This is a genomic window from Stenotrophomonas sp. YJH_SMC_29 (assembly GCF_059371235.1).
Genome location: NZ_JCAFUK010000004.1, coordinates 192,479 through 218,015, shown reverse-complemented (window position 1 = coordinate 218,015; position 25,537 = coordinate 192,479). Strand labels below are relative to the sequence as shown.

At 68.5% G+C, this 25,537-nt stretch carries 26 protein-coding genes; 19 read left to right on the top strand and 7 right to left on the bottom strand.

Going from position 1 to position 25,537, the window contains the following annotated elements:
* The first annotated feature begins 320 nt into the window (after nt 1-320).
* Genes AC5P9I_RS06925 through AC5P9I_RS06910 form a run of 4 tightly spaced genes read left to right on the top strand, consistent with a single transcriptional unit; the run spans nt 321 to nt 3,190 of the window.
* A complete protein-coding gene (locus AC5P9I_RS06925; protein WP_049465781.1) occupies nt 321-902 on the top strand; it encodes a nitroreductase family protein in 582 nt (193 codons plus the stop codon).
* Complete coding sequence (locus AC5P9I_RS06920) at nt 899-1,849, top strand: 5'-3' exonuclease (protein ID WP_049465746.1); 951 nt, start codon at nt 899-901, stop codon at nt 1,847-1,849. Before AC5P9I_RS06925 ends, AC5P9I_RS06920 begins: the two co-directional genes overlap by 4 nt.
* Nucleotides 1,846-2,400, top strand: a complete 555-nt coding sequence (locus AC5P9I_RS06915; protein ID WP_049465743.1) for an NUDIX hydrolase — start codon at nt 1,846-1,848, stop codon at nt 2,398-2,400. The genes AC5P9I_RS06920 and AC5P9I_RS06915 overlap by 4 nt, the downstream gene beginning before the upstream one ends.
* Complete coding sequence (locus AC5P9I_RS06910; RefSeq protein ID WP_049465741.1) at nt 2,393-3,190, top strand: N-formylglutamate amidohydrolase; 798 nt, start codon at nt 2,393-2,395, stop codon at nt 3,188-3,190. The genes AC5P9I_RS06915 and AC5P9I_RS06910 overlap by 8 nt, the downstream gene beginning before the upstream one ends.
* 65 nt (nt 3,191-3,255) lie before the next feature.
* Here AC5P9I_RS06910 and AC5P9I_RS06905 read toward each other — a convergent pair whose 3' ends face one another.
* On the bottom strand, nt 3,256-4,665 hold the full coding sequence (locus AC5P9I_RS06905) for an MFS transporter (RefSeq protein ID WP_088476035.1): 1,410 nt from the start codon (nt 4,663-4,665) through the stop codon (nt 3,256-3,258).
* 105 nt (nt 4,666-4,770) lie between these two features.
* Between AC5P9I_RS06905 and AC5P9I_RS06900 the strand changes: the two genes are divergently transcribed.
* Entirely contained in the window at nt 4,771-5,655 is an 885-nt protein-coding gene (locus AC5P9I_RS06900; protein ID WP_049465736.1) for a LysR family transcriptional regulator, read from the top strand.
* A 707-nt stretch (nt 5,656-6,362) separates the two neighbouring features.
* On the opposite strand, the gene pip is transcribed toward AC5P9I_RS06900, so the two are convergent.
* Both pip and prmC read right to left on the bottom strand, forming a co-directional pair.
* Nucleotides 6,363-7,304, bottom strand: a complete 942-nt coding sequence (gene pip / locus AC5P9I_RS06895) for a prolyl aminopeptidase (protein WP_053462225.1) — start codon at nt 7,302-7,304, stop codon at nt 6,363-6,365.
* A 48-nt stretch (nt 7,305-7,352) separates the two neighbouring features.
* The gene (gene prmC, locus AC5P9I_RS06890; RefSeq protein WP_150827567.1) at nt 7,353-8,210 is read right to left on the bottom strand and encodes a peptide chain release factor N(5)-glutamine methyltransferase; all 858 of its coding nucleotides are present in this window, start codon (nt 8,208-8,210) and stop codon (nt 7,353-7,355) included.
* A 322-nt stretch (nt 8,211-8,532) separates the two neighbouring features.
* Between prmC and ahpC the strand changes: the two genes are divergently transcribed.
* The 5 genes from ahpC (at nt 8,533) to AC5P9I_RS06865 (ending at nt 13,495) form a co-directional block, all read left to right on the top strand.
* Nucleotides 8,533-9,096, top strand: coding sequence for an alkyl hydroperoxide reductase subunit C (gene ahpC, locus AC5P9I_RS06885; protein WP_005408159.1), 564 nt, complete (start codon nt 8,533-8,535; stop codon nt 9,094-9,096).
* Between the two features lie 223 nt (nt 9,097-9,319).
* Entirely contained in the window at nt 9,320-10,912 is a 1,593-nt protein-coding gene (gene ahpF, locus AC5P9I_RS06880; protein WP_049466519.1) for an alkyl hydroperoxide reductase subunit F, read from the top strand.
* An 85-nt stretch (nt 10,913-10,997) separates the two neighbouring features.
* Nucleotides 10,998-11,960 (top strand): LysR substrate-binding domain-containing protein, encoded by a 963-nt coding sequence (locus tag AC5P9I_RS06875; protein ID WP_049466520.1) that lies wholly within the window; start codon nt 10,998-11,000, stop codon nt 11,958-11,960.
* Nucleotides 11,961-12,083: 123 nt separating this feature from the next.
* Nucleotides 12,084-12,488, top strand: coding sequence for a nucleoside diphosphate kinase regulator (gene rnk / locus AC5P9I_RS06870; RefSeq protein WP_049466522.1), 405 nt, complete (start codon nt 12,084-12,086; stop codon nt 12,486-12,488).
* Between the two features lie 50 nt (nt 12,489-12,538).
* Nucleotides 12,539-13,495, top strand: coding sequence for a transaldolase (locus AC5P9I_RS06865; protein ID WP_049466524.1), 957 nt, complete (start codon nt 12,539-12,541; stop codon nt 13,493-13,495).
* Nucleotides 13,496-14,148: 653 nt separating this feature from the next.
* Here the strand turns inward: AC5P9I_RS06865 and msrA are convergent.
* Both msrA and AC5P9I_RS06855 read right to left on the bottom strand, forming a co-directional pair.
* Nucleotides 14,149-14,814 (bottom strand): peptide-methionine (S)-S-oxide reductase MsrA, encoded by a 666-nt coding sequence (msrA, locus tag AC5P9I_RS06860; RefSeq protein WP_032956996.1) that lies wholly within the window; start codon nt 14,812-14,814, stop codon nt 14,149-14,151.
* 30 nt (nt 14,815-14,844) lie between these two features.
* Nucleotides 14,845-15,108 carry a putative signal transducing protein gene (locus AC5P9I_RS06855; RefSeq protein WP_049467989.1) on the bottom strand — a complete coding sequence of 88 codons (264 nt, stop codon included), beginning with the start codon at nt 15,106-15,108 and terminating at the stop codon, nt 14,845-14,847.
* Between the two features lie 352 nt (nt 15,109-15,460).
* Here AC5P9I_RS06855 and AC5P9I_RS06850 point away from each other — a divergent pair, with 352 nt between their 5' ends.
* From AC5P9I_RS06850 to AC5P9I_RS06825, 6 genes are all read left to right on the top strand, one after another.
* Nucleotides 15,461-17,209, top strand: a complete 1,749-nt coding sequence (locus AC5P9I_RS06850) for a glutamine--tRNA ligase/YqeY domain fusion protein (RefSeq protein WP_130768579.1) — start codon at nt 15,461-15,463, stop codon at nt 17,207-17,209.
* A 43-nt stretch (nt 17,210-17,252) separates the two neighbouring features.
* On the top strand, nt 17,253-17,906 hold the full coding sequence (locus AC5P9I_RS06845; RefSeq protein WP_049469715.1) for a membrane protein: 654 nt from the start codon (nt 17,253-17,255) through the stop codon (nt 17,904-17,906).
* A gap of 50 nt (nt 17,907-17,956) precedes the next feature.
* Complete coding sequence (locus AC5P9I_RS06840) at nt 17,957-18,679, top strand: DUF6348 family protein (RefSeq protein WP_057495055.1); 723 nt, start codon at nt 17,957-17,959, stop codon at nt 18,677-18,679.
* A gap of 96 nt (nt 18,680-18,775) precedes the next feature.
* On the top strand, nt 18,776-19,336 hold the full coding sequence (locus AC5P9I_RS06835) for a nucleoside deaminase (RefSeq protein WP_019661129.1): 561 nt from the start codon (nt 18,776-18,778) through the stop codon (nt 19,334-19,336).
* Nucleotides 19,320-20,387: a 23S rRNA (cytidine(2498)-2'-O)-methyltransferase RlmM gene (gene rlmM, locus AC5P9I_RS06830; RefSeq protein WP_049469712.1), complete on the top strand. Its 1,068-nt coding sequence runs from the start codon at nt 19,320-19,322 to the stop codon at nt 20,385-20,387. The genes AC5P9I_RS06835 and rlmM overlap by 17 nt, the downstream gene beginning before the upstream one ends.
* A 65-nt stretch (nt 20,388-20,452) precedes the next feature.
* Nucleotides 20,453-20,851 carry an EF-hand domain-containing protein gene (locus AC5P9I_RS06825; protein ID WP_130768580.1) on the top strand — a complete coding sequence of 133 codons (399 nt, stop codon included), beginning with the start codon at nt 20,453-20,455 and terminating at the stop codon, nt 20,849-20,851.
* A 69-nt stretch (nt 20,852-20,920) separates the two neighbouring features.
* On the opposite strand, the gene AC5P9I_RS06820 is transcribed toward AC5P9I_RS06825, so the two are convergent.
* Together AC5P9I_RS06820 and ubiH are read right to left on the bottom strand one after the other, a co-directional pair.
* Entirely contained in the window at nt 20,921-22,102 is a 1,182-nt protein-coding gene (locus tag AC5P9I_RS06820) for a UbiH/UbiF family hydroxylase (RefSeq protein WP_053462213.1), read from the bottom strand.
* Complete coding sequence (gene ubiH / locus AC5P9I_RS06815) at nt 22,099-23,307, bottom strand: 2-octaprenyl-6-methoxyphenyl hydroxylase (RefSeq protein ID WP_130768581.1); 1,209 nt, start codon at nt 23,305-23,307, stop codon at nt 22,099-22,101. The genes AC5P9I_RS06820 and ubiH overlap by 4 nt, the downstream gene beginning before the upstream one ends.
* A gap of 109 nt (nt 23,308-23,416) precedes the next feature.
* Here ubiH and AC5P9I_RS06810 point away from each other — a divergent pair, with 109 nt between their 5' ends.
* Genes AC5P9I_RS06810 through AC5P9I_RS06800 form a run of 3 tightly spaced genes read left to right on the top strand, consistent with a single transcriptional unit; the run spans nt 23,417 to nt 25,518 of the window.
* Complete coding sequence (locus AC5P9I_RS06810; RefSeq protein ID WP_049470553.1) at nt 23,417-24,001, top strand: hypothetical protein; 585 nt, start codon at nt 23,417-23,419, stop codon at nt 23,999-24,001.
* Nucleotides 24,002-24,009: 8 nt separating this feature from the next.
* A complete protein-coding gene (locus tag AC5P9I_RS06805) occupies nt 24,010-24,570 on the top strand; it encodes a cob(I)yrinic acid a,c-diamide adenosyltransferase (RefSeq protein WP_130768582.1) in 561 nt (186 codons plus the stop codon).
* Between the two features lie 9 nt (nt 24,571-24,579).
* Nucleotides 24,580-25,518 carry a histone deacetylase family protein gene (locus AC5P9I_RS06800; RefSeq protein WP_130768583.1) on the top strand — a complete coding sequence of 313 codons (939 nt, stop codon included), beginning with the start codon at nt 24,580-24,582 and terminating at the stop codon, nt 25,516-25,518.
* Nucleotides 25,519-25,537 lie beyond the last annotated feature (19 nt).

The following is a 25,537-nucleotide window of genomic DNA, read 5'->3' as shown; positions in this document are numbered from 1 at the left end:
CCCCACCTTCTCTGGTACGACAGACACCATGGACATCGCGACGACCGGCACACCCCATGTACCGGTACGTCGATGGTAGGCCGGCCAGCCCGTCACGGACAGTGAAACAGTCCTCACTTCAAACCTCATGACCGGCGGCCCGGCAAGAGGGGTATCGTAAGCCGTGCAAGGCCTGCGAGGCGAGGGGAAGCGATCGTTCATTCCCCGTCAGTGGCATGACGTTCATCACAGTTTGGTATTCAGAGGCCGGACGCGACACAGACGGCGTCATTGACCACCCCGACTATAATCAAACCCCCGTGATGACCGGTTCAGACTCCATGCCCGACCCCGCTGCCCTGCTCGCCCTGGATGCCCGCCGCTCAGTGCCTTCGCGGCAACTGGGCGAGCCCGGCCCGGACCCGGCCACGCTGCAGCGGATGCTGGCATCGGCCGTACGCGTGCCCGACCACGGCAAGCGCGTACCGTTCCGCTTCCTGAAGATCGCCGGCGATGCACGTCACACTCTGGGCGACTTCCTGGCCGAACGCAGCCGCCAGCGCGACCCGCATGCCGGCGAGGCCGTGTTCGAGAAGGACCGCCAGCGTTTCAGCCACGCCCCGCTGGTGATCGTGGTGGTGGCCAGCCCGCGCCCGGACCCGAAGGTGCCCGAGCAGGAGCAGCTGATGACCGCCGGCTGCGTCTGCTTCGCCCTGCTGCAGGCCGCGCAGGCGCTGGGCTTCGGCGCACAGTGGCTGACGGCCTGGATGGCCTTCGATCCGGTCGTGCAGGCCCACCTGGGCCTGGTCGAGGGCGAACGCATCGCCGGCTTCATCCACATCGGCACCGCCAGGGCCGACGTGCCCGAGCGCGAGCGCCCCGACTCGGCAACCCTGCTGCGGGACTGGACGCCGCCGGCATGACCCTGCCGGCACCGCCGCCGTCGCTGTACCTGGTCGATGCCAGCATCTACGTGTTCCGCGCCTGGCACTCGCTGCCGGACCAGTTCCAGGACGCGCAGGGCTGGCCGACCAATGCCGTGCACGGCTTCGCCCGCTTCCTGCTGGACCTGCTGGAACGCGAGCGCCCGCAGCACATCGCCATCGCCTTCGACGAAGCGCTCGACAGCGGTTTCCGCCACCGCCTGTATCCGGCCTACAAGGCCAACCGTGATCCGGCACCGGAGGCGCTCAAGCGCCAGTTCGTGCACTGCAAGGCGCTGTGCGCGGCGTTGGGCCTGGCGGTCCTGGCCCATCACGACTACGAGGCCGACGACCTGATCGGCAGTGCCCTGCACGTCCACCGCAGCAGCCATCGCGGGGTGATCATCTCCGCCGACAAGGACCTGTCGCAGCTGCTGGCCGACCACGACGAGCAGTGGGACTACGCCCGCAACCAGCGCTGGGATGTGACCGGGGTGAAGGCCCGGCACGGCGTGCACGCGCACCAGATCGCCGACTACCTGGCGCTGTGCGGTGATGCCGTGGACAACATTCCCGGGGTCAGTGGTGTCGGCAGCAAGTCTGCCGCCGTGCTGCTGGCTCACTTCGGCAGCATGGATGCGCTGTTCGAACGCCTGGACGAGGTGCCGTTCCTGCGCCTGCGTGGCGCTGCACAGATGGCCGTGCGCCTGCGCGAGCAGCGCGAGCACGCCCAGCTCTGGCGCCAGCTGACCACCATCGCGCTGGACGCGCCGCTGGAGGGCAGCCAACCCGGCCTGCTGCGCCAGCCGGCCGACCCGGAACTGCTCGATGGCCTGTGCCAGACCCTGCGCTTCGGCCCGATGACCCGCCGCCGGCTGTTCGGTGCCGCCGGCGTGGCCGACCCCGTTCCCACTCCTTCCTTTTCCAATTCCAGCGAGCCCGCATGAGCCAGCGCAACACCGAAGCCCCGCGTGTCGTCTATGAAGGCAAGTACCAGCGCATGGTGGTGCGTGGCACCTGGGAATACAGCGAACGCACCCATGCCGGCGGCCTGGCCGCGATCATCATCGCGGTGACCCCGGAGGACAAGGTGCTGTTCGTCGAACAGTTCCGCGTGCCGCTGCAGGCCCCCACCATCGAGATGCCGGCCGGCCTGGTCGGCGACATCCACGCCGGCGAGTCGATCGAAGTCTCGGCCGTGCGCGAGCTGGAAGAAGAAACCGGCTGGACCGCCGACCATGCCGAAGTGCTGATGATCGGCCCCACCTCCTCCGGCGCCAGCAGCGAGAAGATCGCCTTCGTGCGCGCCACCGGCCTGCGCCGCATCGGCGACGGTGGCGGTGATGACAGCGAAGACATCACCGTGCACGAGATTCCACGCAGCCAGGCCGCCGCCTGGCTGGTACAGAAGATGGGCGAAGGCTACGAGCTGGATGCCAAGCTCTGGGCCGGGCTGTGGATGATCGAGCACCACCTGGACGGGCGCCCGCGTGGCTGATGCCGACCTGCACCCCGTGCCGGCATTGCTCGGGGCCGGCGATCCTGCGGTCTACACCGTGCACCGGCCGCAGGGCGCTTCGCCGTACCTGCTGCTGGCCGACCACGCCGGGCAGCAGGTGCCGCGCGCGCTGGCCGGCCTGGGCTTGGCGCAGGCCGAGCTGGATCGTCACATCGGCTGGGACATCGGCATCGCCGGCACTACCCGTGCACTGGCCGAACGGCTGGATGCGTGGGCGATCGAACAGACCTATTCACGGCTGCTGATCGACTGCAACCGCCCGCTGGCCTCGCCCACGCTGATCCCGGAGGTGAGCGACCACACCGTGGTACCGGGCAATGCCGGGCTGTCGGCGGCGCAGCGCCAGCAGCGCATCGATGCGATCCACGCGCCCTACCACGCGCGCATCGACGCAGAGCTGGATGTGCGCCGCGATGCCGGCCGCCCCACCCTGCTGGTGATGATGCACAGCTTCACCCCGGCGATGAACGGCACGCAGCGGCCGTGGCATGCCGGCGTGCTGTACCACCGGGACACGCGCTTCGCGCATGTCCTGCTGCAGGCGCTGCGTGACGAAGGCGACCTGGTGGTAGGTGACAACGAACCGTATTCGGTCAGCAGTACCAGCGACTACGCTGTACCGGTGCATGGCGAAGGCCGTGGCCTGGTGCACGTGGAACTGGAGATCCGCCAGGACCTGATCGCCGGCGTCGCCGGGCAGCAGGCCTGGGCCGAGCGGTTGGCGCGGATCTTCAGTGCGCTGCAACCGGAGCTGCTGGCGCTGGGTTGAACGCGCGTGCATCCATGCCCAACCGGTAGTGCCGGCCGCTGGCCGGCAACCTCCGGATCGTTGGATCAGAGTGTTTGCCGGCCAGCGGCCGGCACCACCGCCACCGGCGCCGGGCGCAGGCCCAGTGCGATCGCCACACCCAGCAGGGCGAACAACGCGGCGCCGTATTCGGCGCGCACCAGCCCGGCCAGTGCACTCGGCGAACCGGCGGCGCCGGCATCGGCGTTGGCCACCATCACCAGCACCGCCAGGCCCAGCGCACCGCCGATCTGCTGCGCGGTGGCTGCCATGCCGGAGGCCACGCCCTGCTGCGCAGCCGGCACGCCCTGCCCGGCCACGATCCACATCGCGGTCCAGGTCATGCCCTGGCCGATGCTCATGACCACCACACCGGGCAGCAGCGGCCAGAAGTTCGCTGCATGCGGCAGCGACGCTGCAACCCAGGCAATGCCGATGGCGCCGGCCAGCTGCCCGGCCACCAGCACCCTGCGCGCGCTCCAGCGCTGCAATGTCCACTCCGCCAGCTGGATGCCGACCGTGCACACTGCGGTGGCGGGCAGGAAGGCGAGGCCGGCCTGCAATGGGCTCCAGCCGTAGCCGTCCTGGAAATACAGCGCCATGAAGTAGTACTGCACGCCGTAGCTGCTCATGAAGGCGAAGGTCAGGCCCAGCGCGGCACGCAGGCCGGGCAGGCGCAGCAGCGCGAACTGCATCAGCGGATCGCGGCTGCGTTGTTCGATCTGCACGAACGCCACCAGCAGCAGCGCCGACAGCAGCAGGCAGCCCAGCGTGGCCGGTGCGGTCCAGCCCCATTCCGGGCCCTGCACCAGCGTGGTCACCAGCAGGCTGCCGCCGAGGGTGACGGTGATGCACCCGGCCAGGTCGAACGAACGGCCGTGCGCACGCGGGCCGTCGGCCGGCAGCCAGGCACCGGCCGCGACCGCGCAGGCGGTGGCCAGCGGCACGATCACGGCCAGCACCGCCGGCCAGCCGAACGCCTGGGTCAGCACGCCACCGAGCAGCGTGCCCAGCGCCAGGCCCACCGCGCTGGCCATGCTCCAGATCGCCAGCGCACGGTTGCGCACCGGACCTTCCGCGTACAGCGTGTTGATCAGCGCCAGCGTGGCCGGGAACAGCAGTGCCGCACCGATGCCCTGCGCCGCGCGCGCGATGATCAGCAGGGTGGCATTCGGCGCCAGCGCGCCGAGCAGCGATGCCAGGGCGAACAGCAGCATGCCCAGCCGGTAGAAGCGGCGGCGGCCGATCAGGTCGGCGGCGCGGCCACCCAGCAGCAGGCTGCCGCCGAACGCCACGGTGTAGGCACTGACCACCCACTGCAGCTGCTGCGCGTTGATCTGCAGCGCGCGGCCCATGTCGTGCAGGGCGACGAAGATGATGGTGGCATCCAGGGCGATGATCAGCTGGGCAGTGGCCAGCAGGGTCAGCGCCCAACGCGGGTACTTGAGGGGAGGCATCGGCGGTCTGGCGCGTTGGGGGAGCGCAGTCTCATTGATGCCGGGCAATCAATAAACCCCCAACCCACCATATCTGTCATGATTTTCGGCATGAATGGAACCTCGATGGACCTCAATGCGGTGCGCATGCTGGTGCAGGTGGCCGAAGCGCGCAGTTTCACCGTGGCCGCCGGTCAGCTGGGCCTGAGCCAGTCCGGGCTTTCGCGCGCGATCGGCCGGCTGGAGGCCACGCTGGGAGTGAAGCTGCTGCAGCGGAACACCCGCAACGTGGCGCTGACCCCAGATGGCCGCCAGTTCGTCGATCAGGTGGCGCCGCTGTTGTGTGGCCTGGAGGATGCCGAACGCCAGTTGGCCGATCGTCCGTGCACGCCCTCGGGCACCCTGAAGATCAGCGCACCCTCGATGTTCGGGCGCAAGGTGCTGGTGCCGCTGCTGGGGCCGTTGCTGCAACGGCATCCTCAACTGCAGGTGGAGGCGGTGCTCAGCGACCGCCTGGTCGATCTGGTCGAGGAAGGTTTCGACGCCGCGCTGCGCACCGGCGTCATCGCCGACCAGCGCATCGTCGCACGCCCGCTGCGTCCGCTGCGCTGGGTAACGGTGGCCAGCCCGGACTACCTCGACCGCTGTGGCGCGCCCGACGATGTGGCCGCCTTGCGGGATCATGCCTGCCTGGCGGTACGCAACCTGCGCAGTGGCCGGCTGGTGGACTGGCAGTTCCTGCAGGACGGGCAGCTGAGTGAGTTCACGCCACCGACGCGGATGGTGTTCGACAGCGGCGATCCGCTGGTGGAAGCGGCCATCGCCGGTATCGGCATCGTGCAGGTGATGGATTTCGCCGTGGCCGACGCGCTGGCTGACGGCCGCCTGCAACGCGTGCTGCAGCCGTTCGAGGGCCGCAACCGTGCGCTGTCGCTGATCTACCCACCGTCGCGCCAGCACTCGCCGAAGCTGCAGGTGCTGGCCGACGCGTTGCTGGCCGGGGATTGGTAAATCCACGCCATGCAGCACACATGGCTATCGGGTAGCGCCGGCCGCTGGCCGGCGGGCCACCTCGGGCGGCGGCGAAACGGACCGCTAAGGCGGTGCCGGCCAGCGGCCGGCACTACCGATCAGGCGAAGCCATCGGTCGCGCGCACCAGCGTGTCCACGTTCTCGGCCTCGAACGCCGAATGGCCGGCGAGCCACCTCGGGCGGCGGCGAAACGGACCGGTAAGGCGTTGCCGGCCAGCGGCCGGCACTACCGATCAGGCGGAGCTATCGGTCGCGCGCACCAGCGTGTCCACGTTCTCGGCCTCGAACGCCGAATGGCCGGCGAGCCACCTCGGGCGGCGGGGAAACGGACCGGTAAGGCGTTGCCGGCCAGCGGCCGGCACTACCGATCAGGCGAAGCTATCGGTCGCGCGCACTAGCGTGTCCACGTTCTCGGCCTCGAACGCCGAATGGCCCGACGCCTTGGCTATCGGGTAGCGCCGGCCGCTGGCCGGCGGGCTGCGGAACGAGCAGGCAAGGCGTTGCCGGCCAGCGGCCGGCACTACCGATCAGGCGAAGCTATCGGTCGCGCGCACCAGCGCGTCCACGTTCTCGGCCTCGAACGCCGAATGGCCCGACGCCTTGGCTATCGGGTAGCGCCGGCCGCTGGCCGGCGAGCGGCGGAACGGACAGGTAAGGCGTTGCCGGCCAGCGGCCGGCACTACCGATCAGGCGAAGCTATCGGTCGCGCGCACCAGCGCGTCCACGTTCTCGGCCTCGAACGCCGAATGGCCCGACGCCGGGGTGATTTCCAGCTTTGCCTTCGGCCATACCTTGGTCAGGTCCCAGGCGTTGGCCAGCGGGCAGACCACGTCGTAGCGGCCGTGCACGATCACGCCCGGGATGTCGGCGATGCGGTGCGCGTCGCGCAGCAACTGGTCTTCCACCTCGAAGAAGCCGCCGTTGACGAAGTAGTGGTTCTCGATGCGGGCAAACGCCAGCGCAAAATGCGGGTCTTCGTGGCTGTTGATGAAGTCGTCATCGACGTGCAGGAAGCTGGTCGCACCTTCCCACACTGCCCACGCCTTGGCCGCTTCCAGGCGGGTGGCTTCGTCTTCGCTGGTCAGGCGGCGGTGGAAGGCCGAGATCAGGTCATGGCGTTCCACCGACGGAATCGGCTTGAGGTAGTGCTCCCACGCATCCGGGAACAGGCGGTTGGCACCTTCCTGGTAGAACCACTCCAGCTCCCAGCGACGCAGCATGAAGATGCCGCGCAGGACCAGTTCGGTCACGCGCTGCGGATGGGTTTCGGCATAGGCCAGGGCCAGGGTCGAACCCCAGCTGCCGCCGAACACCTGCCAGCGATCGACCTTCAGGTGCTCGCGCAGCTTCTCGATGTCGGCAACGAGGTCCCAGGTGGTGTTGTCCACCAGATCCGCGTGCGGGGTGGAGCGACCAGCGCCGCGCTGGTCGAACAGGATGATGCGGTACTTCGACGGGTCGTGGAACTGGCGCATCTTGTCGCTGCAGCCGCCACCCGGGCCACCATGCAGCATCACCACCGGCTTGCCGTCCGGGTTGCCGCACTGCTCGAAGTACAGCGTGTGGCGGTCGTCGACCTTCAGGGTGCCGACGTCGTAGGGGGTGATGGCGGGGTACAGCGTACGCATGCTTGCAGCTCCAGGGTGATGCCCTGCCGGGGCAGGAGAACCTCCATTCTAGGCCGGTCGCCGGCCCAGGGTGATGCGATCGCGCTGCTCAAGGTCCTGCGCGGTCTGCACCTCCGCGAAACCGGCGGCGTCGAACAACGCGCGGATCGCCGCGCCCTGGTCCCATCCGTGCTCGATCAGCAACCAGCCACCGGGCCGCAGGTGGGCCTGACCACCGTCGACGAGGCGGCGGATGTCATCCAGGCCGTCCACGCCCGAGGCCAGCGCGGAGGCCGGTTCGAAACGCAGGTCGCCCTGGTCCAGGTGCGGGTCGTCGCTGGCGATGTACGGCGGATTGCTCGCGATCAGGTCGAAACGCATGCCCTGCAACGGCGCGTACCAGTCGTGCCCGCCCTCGGCGAAGCAGACGTTGGGCAGTTCATGGCGCGCAGCATTGCGCGCGGCCACCGCCAGCGCGCCCGGGCTGGCGTCGGTGGCCAGCACCTGCGCCTGCGGCCGTTCGCTGGCCAGCGCCAGCGCGATCGCACCACTGCCGGTGCCGAGATCGGCCACCTGCAGGTCGCGATCCGGCGGCAGGCGCTCCAGCGCCAGCTCGACCAGCAGCTCGGTTTCCGGGCGCGGAATCAGCGTGGCCGGGTCGACCTCCAGATCCAGCGTCCAGAAACCGCGGCGGCCGGTCAGGTAGGCGACCGGCTCGCCGGCCATGCGGCGGGCCAACAGCGATTCGAAGGCGGCCTGGTCGGCGGCAGCCAGCGGATCGGTGGCATGCGCGAACAGCCAACTGCGTGGGCGTTCCAGCACGTGCAGCAGCAGCAGTTCGGCTTCGTGGCGGGCGTCGATGCCGCCAAGGCGGGCGCTGGCGTCGGCCACGACCTGGCGCAGGGAGGGTTCGGGTTGGAAGGACATTCCGCAATTGTAGAGGCGGGCCCGTGCCCGGCTGCTTGTGGAGCAGCCGACCACAGGTCCGGCTCTACAAAACCGGAATCCGTTCAGGTCCCCGTCCACGGGATAAGGACGGGCTATCGGCCGTCTTCCCCTGCTGCGGAAGATTTTCCTTGTCACACAGTCAGTTGCAGGATGGCCACAGCAGGATTCAGTGCCTGCTCATGGCCTTACGATAGACTGTGTCTATTAAATAGATGCAATCAATGCATTGTTCTTATCGCCAGCGAATGGGTAACCTAGCTCCTGTCGATTCACCCGCTCCCCTTCACCAAGAGGAAAAATGATGTCTCTCATCAACACCCAGATCCAGCCGTTCGAAGCCAACGCGTACCACAACGGCGAGTTCATCAAGGTTTCCGACGCCAGCCTGAAGGGCCAGTGGTCCGTCCTGATCTTCATGCCGGCCGCCTTCACCTTCAACTGCCCGACCGAGATCGAGGACGCAGCTGACCATTACGCCGAGTTCAAGAAGGCCGGCGCCGAGGTCTACATCGTCACCACCGATACCCACTTCTCGCACAAGGTGTGGCACGAGACCTCGCCGGCCGTCGGCAAGGCCCAGTTCCCGCTGGTCGGCGACCCGACCCACCAGCTGACCAACGCCTTCGGCGTGCACATTCCGGAAGAAGGCCTGGCCCTGCGCGGCACCTTCATCATCAACCCGGAAGGCGTGATCAAGACCCTGGAGATCCACTCCAACGAGATCGCCCGTGACGTCTCCGAGACCCTGCGCAAGCTGAAGGCTGCCCAGTTCACCGCCGCCAACCCGAACCAGGTGTGCCCGGCCAAGTGGAAGGAAGGCGAGAAGACCCTGACCCCGTCGCTGGACCTGGTCGGCAAGATCTAACGCCGTACCGGCCTGCCATGGCCCCACGCCACGGCGCGCCCTTCATCCCCATGCCGGTGCTCTGCCGGCGTGGGGGTGAACCCAAGACAGCCAACGCTCGCCCGCCTTGGCCAGCCAGCCCCTTCCACGGTCGCTGTCTTGGGTTCACCCCTACCCCCAGCTGGTCCGCTACCTTGTACAGCGGTGCCACGCCCCCTGTTTGCCTGAAGCCAGGAGAAGACCGATGTTGGACGCCAACCTGCAGTCGCAGCTGAAGACCTATCTGGAGCGCGTGACCCGCCCGATCCAGATCACCGCGCACGCCGACGACGGCGCCAAGTCGCAGGAAATGCTGGAGCTGCTGCAGACCCTGGAAAGCCTGTCGGACAAGATCTCGCTGCAGGTCCTGCGCGATGGCCAGGGCCGCGTGCCGTCCTTCGACCTGGGCACGCCGGGCCAGGATATCCACCTGACCTTCGCCGGCCTGCCGATGGGCCATGAATTCACCTCGCTGGTGCTGGCGCTGCTGCAGGTCGGCGGTCATCCGTCCAAGGCCACCGCCGAGCTGATCGAGCAGGTGCAGAACCTGGAAGGCGAGTACGCGTTCGAAACCTACTTCTCGCTGTCCTGCCAGAACTGCCCGGACGTGGTGCAGGCGCTGAACCTGGCCGCGGTGCTCAACCCTCGCATCCGGCACGTGGCCATCGACGGCGCCCTGTTCCAGGACGAAGTCGAGAAGCGCGAGATCATGTCGGTGCCGACCGTGTACCTCAACGGTGAAGTGTTCGACCAGGGCCGCATGACCCTCGAGCAGATCGTGGCCAAGCTGGACACCAATGCCGGCAAGCGCGACGCCGAGAAGATCGCCGCCAAGGACGCCTTCGACGTGCTGGTGGTCGGCGGTGGCCCGGCCGGTGCGGCAGCGGCGATCTACGCCGCGCGCAAGGGCATCCGCACCGGCATCGCCGCCGAGCGCTTCGGTGGACAGGTGCTGGACACCATGGCCATCGAGAACTTCATTTCGGTGAAGGAGACCGAGGGCCCGAAGCTGGCCACGGCGCTGGAACAGCACGTGCGCGAGTACGACGTGGACATCATGAACCTGCAGCGTGCCAGCGCGCTGGTGCCGGCCGGCGAAGACGGCCTGGTGCAGGTGCAGCTGGAGAACGGCGCGGTGCTGAAGTCGCGTTCGGTGATCCTGTCCACCGGCGCGCGCTGGCGGCAGATGAACGTGCCGGGCGAAGACCAGTACCGCAACAAGGGCGTGGCCTATTGCCCGCACTGCGATGGCCCGCTGTTCAAGGGCAAGCGCGTGGCGGTGATCGGCGGTGGCAATTCCGGCGTGGAAGCGGCCATCGATCTGGCCGGCATCGTGTCGCATGTAACCCTGCTGGAGTTCGATTCCAGCCTGCGTGCCGACGAAGTGCTGCAGAAGAAGCTGCGCAGCCTGGCCAACGTGACGGTGCTGACCAGCGCACAGACCACCGAAGTGCTGGGCGACGGCAGCAAGGTCACCGGCCTGGTGTACAAGGACCGCATCGGCGGCGATGCCCACCGTGTCGAGCTGGAAGGCATCTTCGTGCAGATCGGCCTGCTGCCCAACACCGAGTGGCTGAAGGATGTGGTGGCGCTTTCGCCGCGTGGCGAAATCGTCATCGACGACCGCGGCCAGACCAACCTGCCGGGTGTGTTCGCTGCTGGCGATTGCACGACAGTGCCCTACAAGCAGATCATCATCGCCATGGGCGCCGGCTCGACCGCCGCACTGAGCGCGTTCGACCACCTGATCCGCTCGTCGGTGAGCAACAGCAGCGGTGCCGTTGCTGAAGCGGCCTGATCCACCGTTCCCAGATCACCGGGAACATTGTCTGCCTGTCGGGTAACCACGCCGTCAGCCGGTCCGTTACCCTTGGGGTGTAAGGATGAACCTACGTGATCTGAAGTACCTGGTAGCCCTGGCCGACCACAAGCATTTCGGCCGGGCTGCCGCCTCCTGCTTCGTCAGCCAGCCCACGCTGTCCACCCAGATCCGCAAGCTGGAAGAGGAACTGGGCCTGCCGCTGGTGGAACGCGCACCGCGCAAGGTGATGCTGACCCCGGCCGGCCAGGAAGCGGCGGCACGGGCACGGGTGATCGTGTCCGAAGTGGAACAACTGAAGGAAGCGGCGCGACGCAGCCGCGACCCGGAAGCCGGCACGGTGCGCCTGGGCATCTTCCCGACCCTCGGCCCGTACCTGCTGCCGCATGTGATTCCGCGCATCCGTGAACGCTTCCCGGAGCTGGAACTGCTGCTCGTCGAGGAAAAGAGCGACGTGCTGCTGGACCGCCTGCGCGAAGGCAAGCTGGATGCTGCGTTGCTGGCGCTGCCGGTGATCGATGACCAGCTGCATGCCGAGTTCCTGTTCGAGGAACCGTTCCTGCTGGCCGTCTCCGGCCGCCACCCGCTGGCCCGTCGCGAACACCTGGACGTGCAGGAGCTGGCCACGCAGAAGCTGCTGCTGCTGGAAGACGGGCATTGCCTGCGCGACCAGGCGCTGGAAGTCTGCCGCCTGTTCGGCGCCAACGAGAAGTCCGAATTCCGCGCCACCAGCCTGGAAACCCTGCGCCAGATGGTCGCCGCTGACGTCGGCATCACCCTGCTGCCGAGCCTGTCGGTGCAGCCACCGGTGCCGCGCTCGAACAACATCCGCCTGCTCGATTTCACCGGCGAGGGCCGTCCCAGCCGCCGCATCGCCATGATCTGGCGCCGCAGCTCGGCCATGAACGACTTCCTGATGGAGCTGGCCGACCAGTTCAAGCGCTTGCCGCAGGCACTGTTCACCCTGGATGCGCTGCACACCACGTCCGATGCGGCAGCCCTGCCCGGCCCCGCGCTGAACGGCTGAGCCCCCGCAGCACCGGCCCGGAATCGGCAGGAGTCGATTCCGGCCGCATTTGTCCCCACAATACAGACAGGCGGCGCCAGCAGGTGCCGCCTTTTGCATGGCTTTCAACCAAGGAGCTTCACCATGAACACCGCCAGCGGCCTGCCGCCGTCGATCACCGTTTCTTCCTTCGACATGGACCGCCTGGACGCCATGCTCGAGTCCCCTGCGCTGAGCCAGACGCCTGCCGCGCTCGCGCTTGCTGAAGAACTCAACCGGGCCACCGTGCTGGCGCCGGACCAGATTCCCGAAGGCATCGTCATGATGCATTCGCGCGTGGAGTGCGAAGATGAAGTGTCGGGCGAAAAGCACGTCCTGACCTTGGTTTTCCCCCGCGAAGCCAATGTCGATGAAGGCAAGGTCTCCGTGCTGGCCCCGGTCGGCACTGCCCTGCTGGGCCTGGCGATCGGCCAGAGCATCGACTGGAACGCGCCCGGCGGCCGCAAGCTGCGCCTGCGCGTGACGGCTGTCCACAACGATCACCCCTGATTACCGCTGCGCACCGCGCGCGATTCGATTCCCTTGCACCAGGAGCCGTAATGAGTACCCCGTCCAAACTGTCCCAGCTGCGCGAACTGTCCGTGGTCGTTGCCGATACCGGTGACTACGAGGCGATCAAGCGCCTGCAGCCGGTGGACTGCACCACCAACCCGACCCTGGTGAAGAAGGCGCTGGACCTGCCGGTCTATGCCGACCTGATCGAACGTGAACTGGCCTGGGGCCGCCAGCAGGGCGGCGACCGTGAAACCGTGGTGCACGCGGTGGCCGACCGCCTGACCATCGGCGTCGGCACGCTGCTGAGCACGCTGGTACCGGGCCGGGTGTCCACCGAGGTGGATGCCGACCTGGCCCACGACACCGCTGCCACCGTGGCCAAGGCGCGCCAGTTCATCCAGATGTACGCCGATGCCGGCGTGCCGCGCGAGAAGATCCTGATCAAGATCGCCGCGACCTGGGAAGGCGTGGAAGCCGCGCGCGTGCTGCAGGCCGAAGGCATCGACTGCAACCTGACCCTGATCTTCAACCCGACCCAGGCGCTGGCCTGCAGCGAGGCCGGCGCGTTCCTGATCTCCCCCTTCGTCGGCCGCATCCTGGACTGGTACGTGGCCAACGGCCAGACCCCGGCCACCATCGACGAAGACCCGGGCGTGAAGTTCGTGCGCGGCGTCTATGCCGAATTCAAGCGCCGTGGTTCGAAGACGGTGGTGATGGGCGCCTCGTTCCGTTCGACCGCGCAGATCGAAGCGCTGGCCGGCTGCGACCGCCTGACGATTTCGCCGGACCTGCTGGAGAAGCTGGACGCCGACCACGGCGAGCTGCCGCGCAAGCTGGTGGCCAGCGCCGCCGATGGCGCGGCGGTGACCCCGATCGACGCGGCGACGTTCGCGGCGGACCTGGCGGCCGATCCGATGGCCACCGAGAAGCTGGCGACGGGTATCGAGGCGTTTGCCAAGGATCTGGAAGCACTGCGCGAGCGGATCCGCGCGGCACTGTGATTCCGGCCAACGGCTGAGCCCCTCGTGGCGGGGCGGTTGGTCGCGAAAGGCATGAAGCAACAGCCGTGCTGGGTCGGGCGGGTTGGGTTCGCGGGAGACGCCGTGAATCCATCCCTGGAGGCTTGGCCGCCGCATCCATGCGGCGGACACTCCCGCGAACCCAACCCGCCCGCCCTCTGACAGTTTCCTGTGGCCGCTCGCCACGGAAGAAAGAAAGAAAGAAAGAAGAGCAAACGCGGGTCGCACGCTTCGCTTGCTCGGAGCCGAGCATGGCTATGCCGGTCGTCCTGACCGGCACCCGCCGGGCCGTCGCAAGCGACGTTGGCAGCGGCTCCTGCCGCTGGCTTCGGCTCTCCAAGGGGAATGCAGAAACAAACAAAAAGGACGCGGCGAAAGCCGCGTCCTTCAGTTCGTCAGTAACCCCATGCTCTTTCCCACCGTCACCGGGAAACTGTCGAAGGTGGGACGGGGGCGGCTGGCAGGACCGTTGGCGCCATGGATGGCGCCATCGAGCCCCCATGGACGGGTTTACGGCGTGTCCTGCCGGCCGCCCCCGTCCCGCCCAACCATCAGCAACCCAGAGCCGCTTTGGCTTTGGCTTTGGCTTTGGCTTTGGCTTTGGCTTCTGCCCGCCGCAGGCGGACCACCGCGCGTCAGCGCGGCGCCTCCACATCCAGCCCGATCGGGCAGCTTACGCCGGTGCCACCAATACCGCAGTAGCCGTTCGGATTCTTCGCCAGGTACTGCTGGTGGTAGTCCTCGGCGTAGTAGTACGCCGGTGCCGGATACACGATCTCGGTGGTGATCGGGCCGTAGCCGGCCGCATCCAGCTGTGCCTGGTAGGCCTCGCGGCTGGCCAGCGCAGCGGCGTACTGTGCCTCGTCAGTGGCATGGATCGCCGAACGGTACTGGGTGCCGGTGTCGTTGCCCTGGCGCATGCCCTGGGTCGGGTCGTGGCTTTCCCAGAACAGCTGCAACAGCCGTTCCAGGCTCACCACCGCCGGGTCGAACACCACCTGCACCACTTCGGTGTGGCCGGTCAGGCCCGAGCAGACCTCTTCATAGGTCGGGTTCGGGGTGATGCCGCCGGCGTAGCCGACCGAGGTGCTGTACACGCCCGGCTCGGTCCAGAACTTGCGCTCGGCGCCCCAGAAACAGCCCAGCGCGAAACGGATCTGCTGCAGGCCGGCGAAGCGGTCCTTCAGCGGATGGCTGTTCACGAAGTGCTGGTTGCTGTGCAGCGGCAATGGCTGCTCACGTCCCGGCAGTGCCTCTTCCGGGCGCGGCAGGCGCTGCTTGAAGGCCCCGATGCCGAGGATGCCCTGGCCAATTCCCAACATGATGCACTCCTACGCCGGCTGTCCGGCCCAATCGTCTGCATCGGAAATGGGGGCGTCCGCGGCCGGGCCCAAGTCCAGCGCGGCGATGATGTCCTCCGCCTGCGGCCGCGCCGCGTCGGGGATGCCGACCCGCAGCACGCCGAACAACGGCAGCTCGCCCATGCCGCCCAGCAGCTGCTCGCCGAACACAAAGGCCGGGATGCCGGCGTTTTCCAGCGCGTGCTTGACCAGATGGGCGTCGAACAGGTTGTCGGCCTTGTACACGATGTGCATGCGGCGGCTCCGTGGGACAGGGTTCCAGCATACGCCCGGGGGCTGAATGGTGGCGGTGACGGCGCATGGCCATTCTGCCGGCCAGCGGCCAGCACTACCGACCTGCGCGTCGATCCGCGTTCCGCCGGCCAGCGGCCTGCACTACCGACCTGCGCGTCGATCCCCATTCCGCCGGCCGGCGGCCGGCGCTACCGACCTGCGCGTCGATCCGCGTTCCGCCGGCCAGCGGCCGGCACTACCGGAAGATGGGCGGGTAGTGCCGGCCGCTGGCCGGCATCCCCATCCGCCACCGGGCAGCCCTGCCCCGTACGCGCTAGACTGTTGGTCTTTCTGCCTTTCTTTTCGCCGACTCATGTCCGAGCACACCCCCGCCAGCCCCGAGACCCCCGCCGACAGCCACGAGAAGCGCGATTTCATCCGCCAGATCGTGCGCGAGGACCTGGCCAGTGGAAAGCATCAGGCGATCAAGACCCGCTTCCCGCCCGAGCCGAACGGCTACCTGCACATCGGCCACGCCAAGTCGATCTGCCTGAACTTCGGCATCGCCGGTGAGTTCAGCGGCGTCTGCAACCTGCGCTTCGACGACACCAACCCGGCCAAGGAAGATCCGGAATACGTGGCTGCGATCCAGGACGACGTGCGCTGGCTGGGCTTCGAGTGGAACGAGCTGCGCCACGCCTCGGACTACTTCCAGGCCTATTACCTGGCCGCCGAAAAGCTGATCGAGCAGGGCAAGGCCTATGTCTGCGACCTGTCGGCCGAGGAAGTGCGCGCCTACCGCGGCACCCTGACCGAGCCGGGCCGTCCGTCGCCGTGGCGCGACCGCAGCGTCGAGGAGAACCTCGACCTGTTCCGCCGCATGCGCGCCGGCGAATTCCCGGATGGCGCGCGCACCCTGCGCGCCAAGATCGACATGGCCAGCGGCAACATCAACCTGCGCGACCCGGCGCTGTACCGCATCAAGCACGTCGAGCACCAGAACACCGGCACTGCGTGGCCGATCTACCCGATGTACGATTTCGCCCACGCGCTGGGTGATTCGATCGAGGGCATCACCCACTCGCTGTGCACGCTGGAATTCGAAGACCACCGCCCGCTGTACGACTGGTGCGTGGACAACGTCGATTTCGCCCATGACGACGCGCTGACCCAGCCGCTGGTCGATGCCGGCCTGCCGCGCGAAGCCGCCAAGCCGCGCCAGATCGAGTTCTCGCGCCTGAACATCAACTACACGGTGATGAGCAAGCGCAAGCTGATGGCGCTGGTCACCGAACAGCTGGTGGACGGCTGGGAAGACCCGCGCATGCCGACCCTGCAGGGCCTGCGCCGACGCGGCTACACCCCGGCCGCGATGCGCCTGTTCGCCGAGCGCGTGGGCATCAGCAAGCAGAATTCGCTGATCGACTTCAGCGTGCTGGAAGGCGCGCTGCGCGAAGACCTGGACAGCGCCGCGCCGCGCCGCATGGCGGTGGTCGATCCGGTCAAGCTGGTGCTGACCAACCTGCCGGAAGGCCATGAAGAGCTGCTGACCTTCAGCAACCATCCCAAGGACGAGCGCTTCGGCAGCCGCGAAGTGCCGTTCGCACGCGAGGTGTGGATCGACCGCGAGGACTTCGCCGAAGTGCCGCCGAAGGGCTGGAAGCGCCTGGTGCCGGGTGGCGAAGTGCGCCTGCGCGGCGCCGGCATCATCCGCTGCGACGAAGTGATCAAGGATGCCGATGGCACCATCACCGAGCTGCGCGGCTGGCTGGACCCGGAATCGCGCCCGGGCATGGAAGGCGCCAACCGCAAGGTCAAGGGCACCATCCACTGGGTCAGCGCCGTGCATGGCGTGCCGGCCGAGATCCGCCTGTACGACCGCCTGTTCTCGGTGCCAAACCCGGACGACGAATCGGAAGGCAAGACCTACCGCGACTACCTGAACCCGGAATCGCGCCGCACCGTCACCGGCTATGTCGAGCCGGCCGCGGCCAGCGCCGCGCCGGAGCAGTCGTTCCAGTTCGAACGTACCGGCTACTTCGTTGCCGACCGCCGCGATCACAGCGAGGCCAAGCCGGTGTTCAACCGCAGCGTGACCCTGCGCGACACCTGGTCGGCCTGAGGACCTGCGCGGGCGCCTGGATGGCGCCCGCACGACCGCGACGATGATCACCGCCCTGTCCGTCCTGCTCTGGTTCATCTCGCAGCATCCGCTGCTGACGTTCTTTGCAGCGATGGTGCTGGCCGGGCTGGTCTCGTGGTGGCGGCGCTTTCCGGGCTACGCCATCGTGGTGTTCCCGCTGGCGATGCTCAACATGTTCCTCGGCCATTTCCTCAACGCCACCTTCCTCAACATGGTGGGCGAGCGCGGTGAAGCGGTGATCGTCAAGGCCGAGCGGACCAGCTCCACGCTCAACGAACAGTACATCTGGCGCTACGAAGGGGTGCTGCGTACCGCCGAGGGCCGCGATGTGGACGTGGTGTTCCACACCAACACCGCCTCGCTGTGGCCGCTGGAAAACGCCATCCGCATCCCGGCGCGCGAGCAGCCGTTCGTGGTCAAGTACACGCCGGGTTTCCCGCGCAACTTCGTCATCCTCACCAACGAATCCCCGCACGGGCTGGCCCAGGCCCGGGCCAGCGCGCGCGAGCGGGTGGAGGTGGCGGCGCGCAAGCTGCACTTCAGCCCGGGCAATGCCGAGTTCCGCGCGGACTATCGCCGCGAACTGGAAAGCTGGCTGCGCGACCACGGCAACGACCCGCAGCAGCAGCCCGACGCGCAGCGATATCGCGCCGAACTCGACGCGCTCGACCGCTAGATCCCCAGGCCCTGCCTGGATGCTCCACCCCATCCACCCACAGGCCTGACATGACCATGACCTCCGCCGCCCTCCTCCCGCTGCTGCAGCAGGTCCTGCAGGAGACCGGCACTGCCAGCCGCGTCGACGGCGGCGCGCTGCTGCTGGACAGCGGCCTGCGCCTGACCCCGCATGCGGTGGCCGCGCACGCGCGCGACAACGGCGGCTGGCAGACTTCCACCGTCGTCGAGAGCCAGCATCCCGTGCTGTTCGCCGATGGCCTGTTCGAGTACCAGCATGCCAACGGTACCGATGAGCAGGCATCGCTGCTGTCCGGCTTCCAGGCCTGGGTACGGGTAGACCTTGCGACCCTGCAGACCGCGATCGGCGCCGAAGACGCGCAGGGGCTGCCGATGATGGGCCTGACCTATCCGGCCGGCGCTGACGGCCAGGAACTCGAACGCACCGTGGTGCTCGGTCCACTGGCGCATTACCGCGAGCATGAGATGGACACCGGCCCCCGCAGCGAAGACGATCATGGCTCCTGCCCCTGCTGCCTGTTCACCCGCAGCATCGGTGCATTCGATGCGCTGCTGAAGACGCGTTCTTTCCTGGCCATCCGCCTGTTCGCCTCGCGCGATGCCGATGGCCTGTGCGAGGCCGATTGCCGGGTCAACGGCCACGACTTCGCCGCCGCCCTGCCCCTGCTGCGCGCCTACGCGGCCAGCTGGCCGCAGGCCGGGCTGGAGTTCCGCAAGCAGTACGTGGTGATCCGCACTGGCTCGCCGGGCTGACCCACCGCCACACCCGATACAGGCCGGTGCAGCTACACTGCGCGCCGGTTTCCCAAGCAACCGCACCTTCTTCCATCCCTACGAGGCACCCCCGCGATGCTGTACGCGCAAGTCCACCTGACCCTTCCCGCCTGGATCCACGACCAGATCGACCTGGATCGTCGATATCCGGGCGACGAGGCCAAGGTCGCGCTGGCGATCGAGCTGTCGCGGCTGAACGTCGAGCACGCCAGCGGCGGCCCGTTCGGCGCCGTGGTGTTCGGTCCGGATGACAAGGTGATCGCCGCGGGCGTGAACCGGGTGATGCCGCACGCGACCTCGCTGGCGCACGCCGAGAACATGGCCTACATGCTGGCCCAGCAACGCCTGCAGACCCCGCGCCTGAACGCGGTGCTGTCGCCGGTCACCTTGGCCACCAGCTCGCAGCCCTGCTGCCAGTGCTACGGCGCCACCGTCTGGGCCGGCATCGACCGGCTGCTGATCGGTGCCAGTGCGGCCGACGTCGAGGAACTGACGCCGTTCGACGAAGGCCCGCTGCCGGCCGACTGGGTGGGCGAACTCAACAAGCGCGGCATCGAAGTGGTGCAGGGCCTGGACCGCGACGCCGCGCGCAGCGTGCTGCGAACCTATGGGGAAAGCGATGGCGCCCGTTACTGAGACCGGCATCGGCCTGCTGTGCCTGTGCCGGCAGGGCTTCGAACCCGAGCTGGCCGGCGAGCTGCAGTTCCGCGCCGGTGAAGCCGGTTTCGCTGGCTATGCGCGCACCCAGCGCAATGACGGCTATGTGCTTTTCATGTGCGACGACGCTGCAGCACTGGCGCCACGCCTGCGCTGGCGTGAACTGATCTTCGCGCGGCAGAAGCTGGTCGTGCTGGCCGAGCTGCCGCAACTGGACCCGAGCGATCGCATCACCCCGATGCTGGAAGTGCTGGCCGATGCGCCGCGCTTCGGCGACCTCTGGGTGGAGCACCCCGATTCGGACGCTGGCAAGCCGCTGTCCGGGCTGGCGCGAGCCTTCGGCAATGCACTGCGCCCGGCGCTGCGCAAGGCCGGCAAGCTCAGCGACAAGCCGAACAACCGTCTGCCGCGCCTGCACGTGGTGTTCGTCGATGGCACCCACGCGTTCGTCTGCGTGGCCGACCCGGCCGACAGCGCGCCGTGGGCGCTGGGCATTCCGCGCCTGAAACTGCTGCCCGAAGCGCCCTCGCGTTCGGCGCTGAAGCTGGACGAAGCACTGCTGACCCTGCTGACGCCGGAGGAACGCGAGGCGCTGGCCAGGCCTGGCATGCGCGCAGCCGACCTGGGCGCCGCCCCCGGCGGCTGGACCTGGGTGCTGACCCGCCAGCACATGCACGTACTGAGCATCGACAACGGCCCGCTGCGCCAGCACGTGCTGGACACCGGCCTGGTCGAGCACCTGCGCGCCGACGGCTTCCACTGGCACCCGGAACAACCGCTGGACTGGATGGTCTGCGACATGGTCGAGCAGCCGCGTCGCGTCGCCGAACGCATGGCCACCTGGTTCCGCGAAGGCTGGTGCCGGCACGCGATCTTCAACCTGAAGCTGCCGATGAAGAAGCGCTGGGACGAAACCCGGCTGTGCCTGGATCTGTTCCAGGACCAGGCCGGCAAGCCGCTGGTGGTGCGCGCCAAGCAGCTCTATCACGATCGTGAAGAGATCACCGTGCTGGCCTCGCCGCTGCGCTGATCCGTCATCGGCGGCACAGGGTGCCGGGAGTACGCTCCCGGTACCCCTTTGGCAAGGAGCCTGTCATGAACCTTCCACGTGCTGTCCTGCTGTTGACCATTCTGCTGGCCGCGGTACCGGCCATGGCCCAGCACGGCCCATCGACCCCTGCGCAGAGCCAGCCGCTGGGCCCGACCGGCGGTGCCATCCGCCAGCAACCGCTGGATGCCGGGCGGGTGACCGGCAGCGTCGAGATTGCACAGCCGGCCGGCGAGGCCCAGGTGACCGTGCGCTCGCTGGAGCCCAGCAGCGTGGTCGGCCAGTACCGCATCCGCTTCAGCGACCTCGACGTGAATGGCGATGGTTTCATCAGCCGCGAGGAAGCACAGGCCAACCCAGCGCTGGCCGACGAATTCAACTCGCTGGACCGCAGGCATCGCGGCAAGCTGGACCGCACCGACCTGGCCGGATGGCTGGTTGACTGAAAAAAGGGGACGGAGGGGATTAAGTCGCATGTGCACATACGACTTAATCCCCTCCGTCCCCTTTTTGCTTCAGACGCCGGCGGCGCGCTTCCAGAACGCCTGCACCAGCGGCGGCCACTTGCCGACGCAGCCCAGCGCGCGGCCGCGCGCCAGGGTCAGGTGCATTTCGTCGTTGGAGAACAGGCGGTTGATCGCATCGAAGCTGTAGGCAGCGACGTGGTTGTCGCTGCGGCGTTCGCGTGCCCAGCGTTGCAGGCGCTGCGGTGACAGCCGCGGCTGGCCGCGGCGCTCTGCCGAGGGCGCCAGCCACTGCTGCAGGGCGGCGACATCGCGCAGCCCCAGGTTCACGCCCTGCCCGGCCAGCGGATGCACCACATGGGCGGCGTCTCCCAATGCCAGCACGCGACCGGCCACGTAGTGACGGGCCAACTGGCGGCGCAGCGGGAATGCCGCACGTGGCGATGCCAAGCGCAGCTCACCCAGGCGTGCCGCGAAGGCGCGGGTCAGTTCGCGGTTGAAGCTGTCCTCGTCCAGCGCCAGCACGCGCGCCGCCTCGTCCTCGGGCAGGGTCCAGACGATCGAGCTGCGGCGCTCGGCCACCGGCAGCAGCGCCAGCGGCCCGCTCGGCAGGAAGCGCTGCCAGGCCGTGGCCTGGTTGGGGAGATCGCTGTCCACGTAGGCCACCACGCCTCGCTGGTGGTAGTCGTGGCGCTCGACCTCGATGCCGGCCAGCTGGCGCAGGGTCGATTCGGCGCCGTCAGCGGCCACCGCCAACGCCGCTTCCAGGCGACGCCCGTCATCCAAGCGCAGGCGCACACCGTCCTCGTCCTGCTCCAGCGCGTCCACCCGTGCCGGGCAGTGCAGCTGCACGCCCGCCGCCGGCAGTGCCGACCACAGGCGATCCTGCAGCAGGCCGTTCTCGACGATGTACCCCAGCTCGCGTCGACCGAAGCGATCGGCATCGAACAGCAGATCCTCGCCACCGGCCGCGTCCCACACCTGCATGCGCCGGTAGGGCCAGGCACGGGCCTGGGCAATGGCCGGCCACACGCCGAGGCGGTTCAACAGCTGAACATTGTCAGCGGCGAAGGCGAACACGCGCAGGTCCGGCTGTGCGGCCTGCCACGGCGCTGGTTCGCGGCCCTCGACCAGCGCCACCGACAGTCCGGCATCGGCTAGCGCCAGCGCACACGCGGCACCGACCACGCCACCGCCGACGATGGCCACATCAAGACGCGCGCGCCGGCTCATGCGGCTTCTCCGCGGCACAGGCGTGGCACTTCGCCGCGGAAGCCCATCGCGCCACCGACCAGCATCGATTGCACCGACGCGCGCTGCGCGGCCACCAGGCCGAGGCTGCGCAACGGCCGCATCAACGGCGCCGGGTTGCTGGTCAGGCGCGCCAGTCCGCCGGAGAACGCCACCGTCTGCCGGCGGTCGTCCTCGCGGCGCGCGACGTAGGCCTGCAGCAGAGCATCGCTGCCGGCATCGTCCTGCGCATCCTCCAGCAGTTCGGCCAGGGTCAGTGCATCGCGCAGGCCCAGGTTGAAGCCCTGCGCGCCCAGCGGATGGATGGTCTGCGCAGCATTGCCGAGCAGCACCGTGCGCTCACCGGCCAGCGCGCGCGCCAGCACCTGGATGAGCGGATACGCGCTGCGCGGGCCGGATTCGAGCAAGCGACCGGCACGCCAGCCGATCGCGTTCTGCAGGCGCTGCAGCCAGGCGGCATCGTCCAGCGCCATCACCGCATCGGCCTGCTCGCGTGCCACGCCGTGCACGCAGCCGAAATGACGGTCACCCCGCGGCAGCAACGCGGTCGGGCCGGTATCGGTGAAGCGCTCCCAGGCGGTGCCGTCCGGCGCGCGCTGGCTGCGCACCCGGGCGACGAACAGGGTCTGCTGGAAATCATGGCGATCGACCTCGATGCCCAGCGCGTCGCGCACGCCACTGGTCGTGCCATCGGCCCCCACCACCAGCCGCGCCTGCAGCACGCGCTCGCCGGCCTCGTCGGCCACCCGCACCTGGCGGTAACCGTCGACCACCTTGCCCAGGCCAAGGAACCGCATCGGCCGGTAGCGCCGCAGCCGCGGCAGCTCCTGCAGGCGCGCTTCCAGCGCCTGGCCGAAGTCACGCGCCACCACCACCTGGCCGAACCACGGCCGGTCGTAGTCGCCTGCCTCCAGCCGCACGCGGCCGAAATCGCCGGCACGGCTGACATGGATGCGGCGGATCGGACCCGGTGCCATCGCCAGCTTCTGCATGACCCCCAGGGCGGTCAGTGCATTGACCGTGGCAGCGGCGAAACTGAGGTTGCGCTGGTCGAACACCGCCGGCAGCTCGCCGGCCGGGCTGGCTTCGAGCAGGCCCACGTCGCGGCCCAGCCGGTCCAGGGCGATGGCCAGGCTGGCACCGACCAAGCCACCACCGACGATCAGCACGTCATGTCGTTCACTCATGGTGTTCATGATACGCGCTCGCCCCGCCCGAACACCCAACGGCGCCCGACCTGCGCCAACCGGCGCGGCGGGCTAGAATGAAACCTGAATCCGCTCCGGGCCCGCTGCCATGTCCGCCACCGCCAACCGTGCCTTCGTCCTGTCCGTGCTCGTGCTGGTGCTGGCGGCGACCCGGGTCAACCACTTCGCGGCGATCCCCGATGCCTCCTGGGCCGTGTTCTTCATCGGTGGCTTCTACCTGGCCACCTGGACGCGCTGGGCGTTCCCGCTGCTGATGGTGTTCGCCGTGCTGGTGGACTGGATCGTGATCCGCAGCAGCGGCCTGGATTTCTGGCAGCACTACTGCGTTTCGCCGGGCTACTGGCTGCTGCTGCCGGCGTATTTCTCGCTGTGGGCCGGCGGCATGCTGCTGGGCCGCAACTACCAGGGCGCACGCTGGCCGGTGCTGGCCAAGGGCACGTTGCTGCTGGTGGCCTCGGTGGCGGTCTGTCACCTGCTGGCACAGGGTGGCTTCTACTGGACCAGCCGCAACGTGGCCGAACCGACGCTGGCCGGCTGGGCACAGAACTACGCGCAGTGGTTCGGCCCGTACCTGCGTACGACGGCGATCTACGTGGCGCTGGCCGCCGCCCTGCAGCTGGCCGTGGAGCAGGTACTGAAGCTCCAGCAGGCCCGCCGCGACATCCGTCACTGAGCCACGCCATGGGCCATCGCCTCTCGCGCATCTACACCCGCACCGGCGACGACGGCAGTACCGGCCTTGGCGACGGCCAGCGCGTGGCCAAGGATGACGCCCGCGTGGCGTCCTACGGTACCGTTGACGAAGCCAATGCCGCGCTCGGCCTGCTGCTGGCCACGGCGCTGCCCGACGACGTGCGCGCGCTGGTGGTGCATCTGCAGCACCAGCTGTTCGACCTGGGCGCCGAGCTGTGCATTCCCGGCCACGCCGCGATCCACGCCGCCGACGTGTCCGCCCTGGAGCAGCAGCTGGACCATTACAACGCCGGCCTGCCGATGCTGAAGGAATTCATCCTGCCGGCCGGCGGCGAGGCCGCCGCCCGCTGCCACCTGGCCCGCACCATCGTCCGCCGCGCCGAGCGCGAGACGGTCACCCTGGCCCGCCACGAGGCCGTGCGCAGCGAGGCGCTGCAGTACCTCAACCGGCTGTCGGACCTGCTGTTCGTGCTGGCCCGGGTGCTGGCCCGCGCCGATGGCCACGGCGAAGCGCTGTGGCAGCCGCAGCCGCAGCAGCGCCAGCGCTGAGTCGGCACGATGCTGGTCTTCACCCATCCGTCCTGCCTGCTGCATGACCCCGGCGCCGGTCATCCGGAATGCCCGCAACGCCTGCAGCATGTGCTGGACGCCCTGCACGCCGCGTTCCCCGGCCAGCTGGACTGGCGCGAGGCGCCGCCGGCCAAGTTCGGCGATCTGACCCGCGTCCACGACAGCGCCCTGCTCGACTTCGTCCTGCAGCCGCAGACCGCGCCGCTGCGCCAGCTCGACATGGACACCTGGACCTCGCCCGGCTCGGCCAGTGCCGCCGTGCATGCCGCCGGCGCCGGCGTGGCGGCGGTCGACGCGGTGATGCTGGGCGGGGACCCGCTGGCATTCTGCGCGGTGCGGCCACCGGGCCACCACGCCACCAGCAGCACGGCGATGGGCTTCTGCCTGCTCAACAACATCGCCATCGCCGCCGCCCACGCCCGTGACCGCCACGGCCTGGAGCGGATCGCCGTGGTCGATTTCGACGTCCACCATGGCAATGGCACCCAGGACATCTTCCAGCACGACGCCCGGGTGTCCTACTACAGCACCCACCAGGCCGGGCTGTTCCCCAATTCCGGCCTGCGCCGCGACCGCGGTGCGGGCAACCTGATGAACATCCTGCTGCCCCCGGGCAGCGGCGGTTTCCGCTTCCGCAATGTGTGGGCCGACGAGATGCTGCCGGCCATCGACGACTTCCGCCCGCAGCTGCTGCTGATCTCGGCCGGCTTCGATGCCCACCTGCGCGACCCGCAGGCCGACCTGATGCTGGAAACCGACGATTTCGCCTGGATCACCCGCGAACTGCATGCGCTGGCGCGTCGCCATGCGGCCGGCCGGGTGGTCTCGATGCTGGAAGGCGGCTACGACCTGCAGGCCCTTGCCGAATGCAGCGTGGCCCATGTCCGGGCCCTGATGCAGGACCCTGCCGGGACCGCCGCCGGATGAACCCGAACCGGCGGGATCC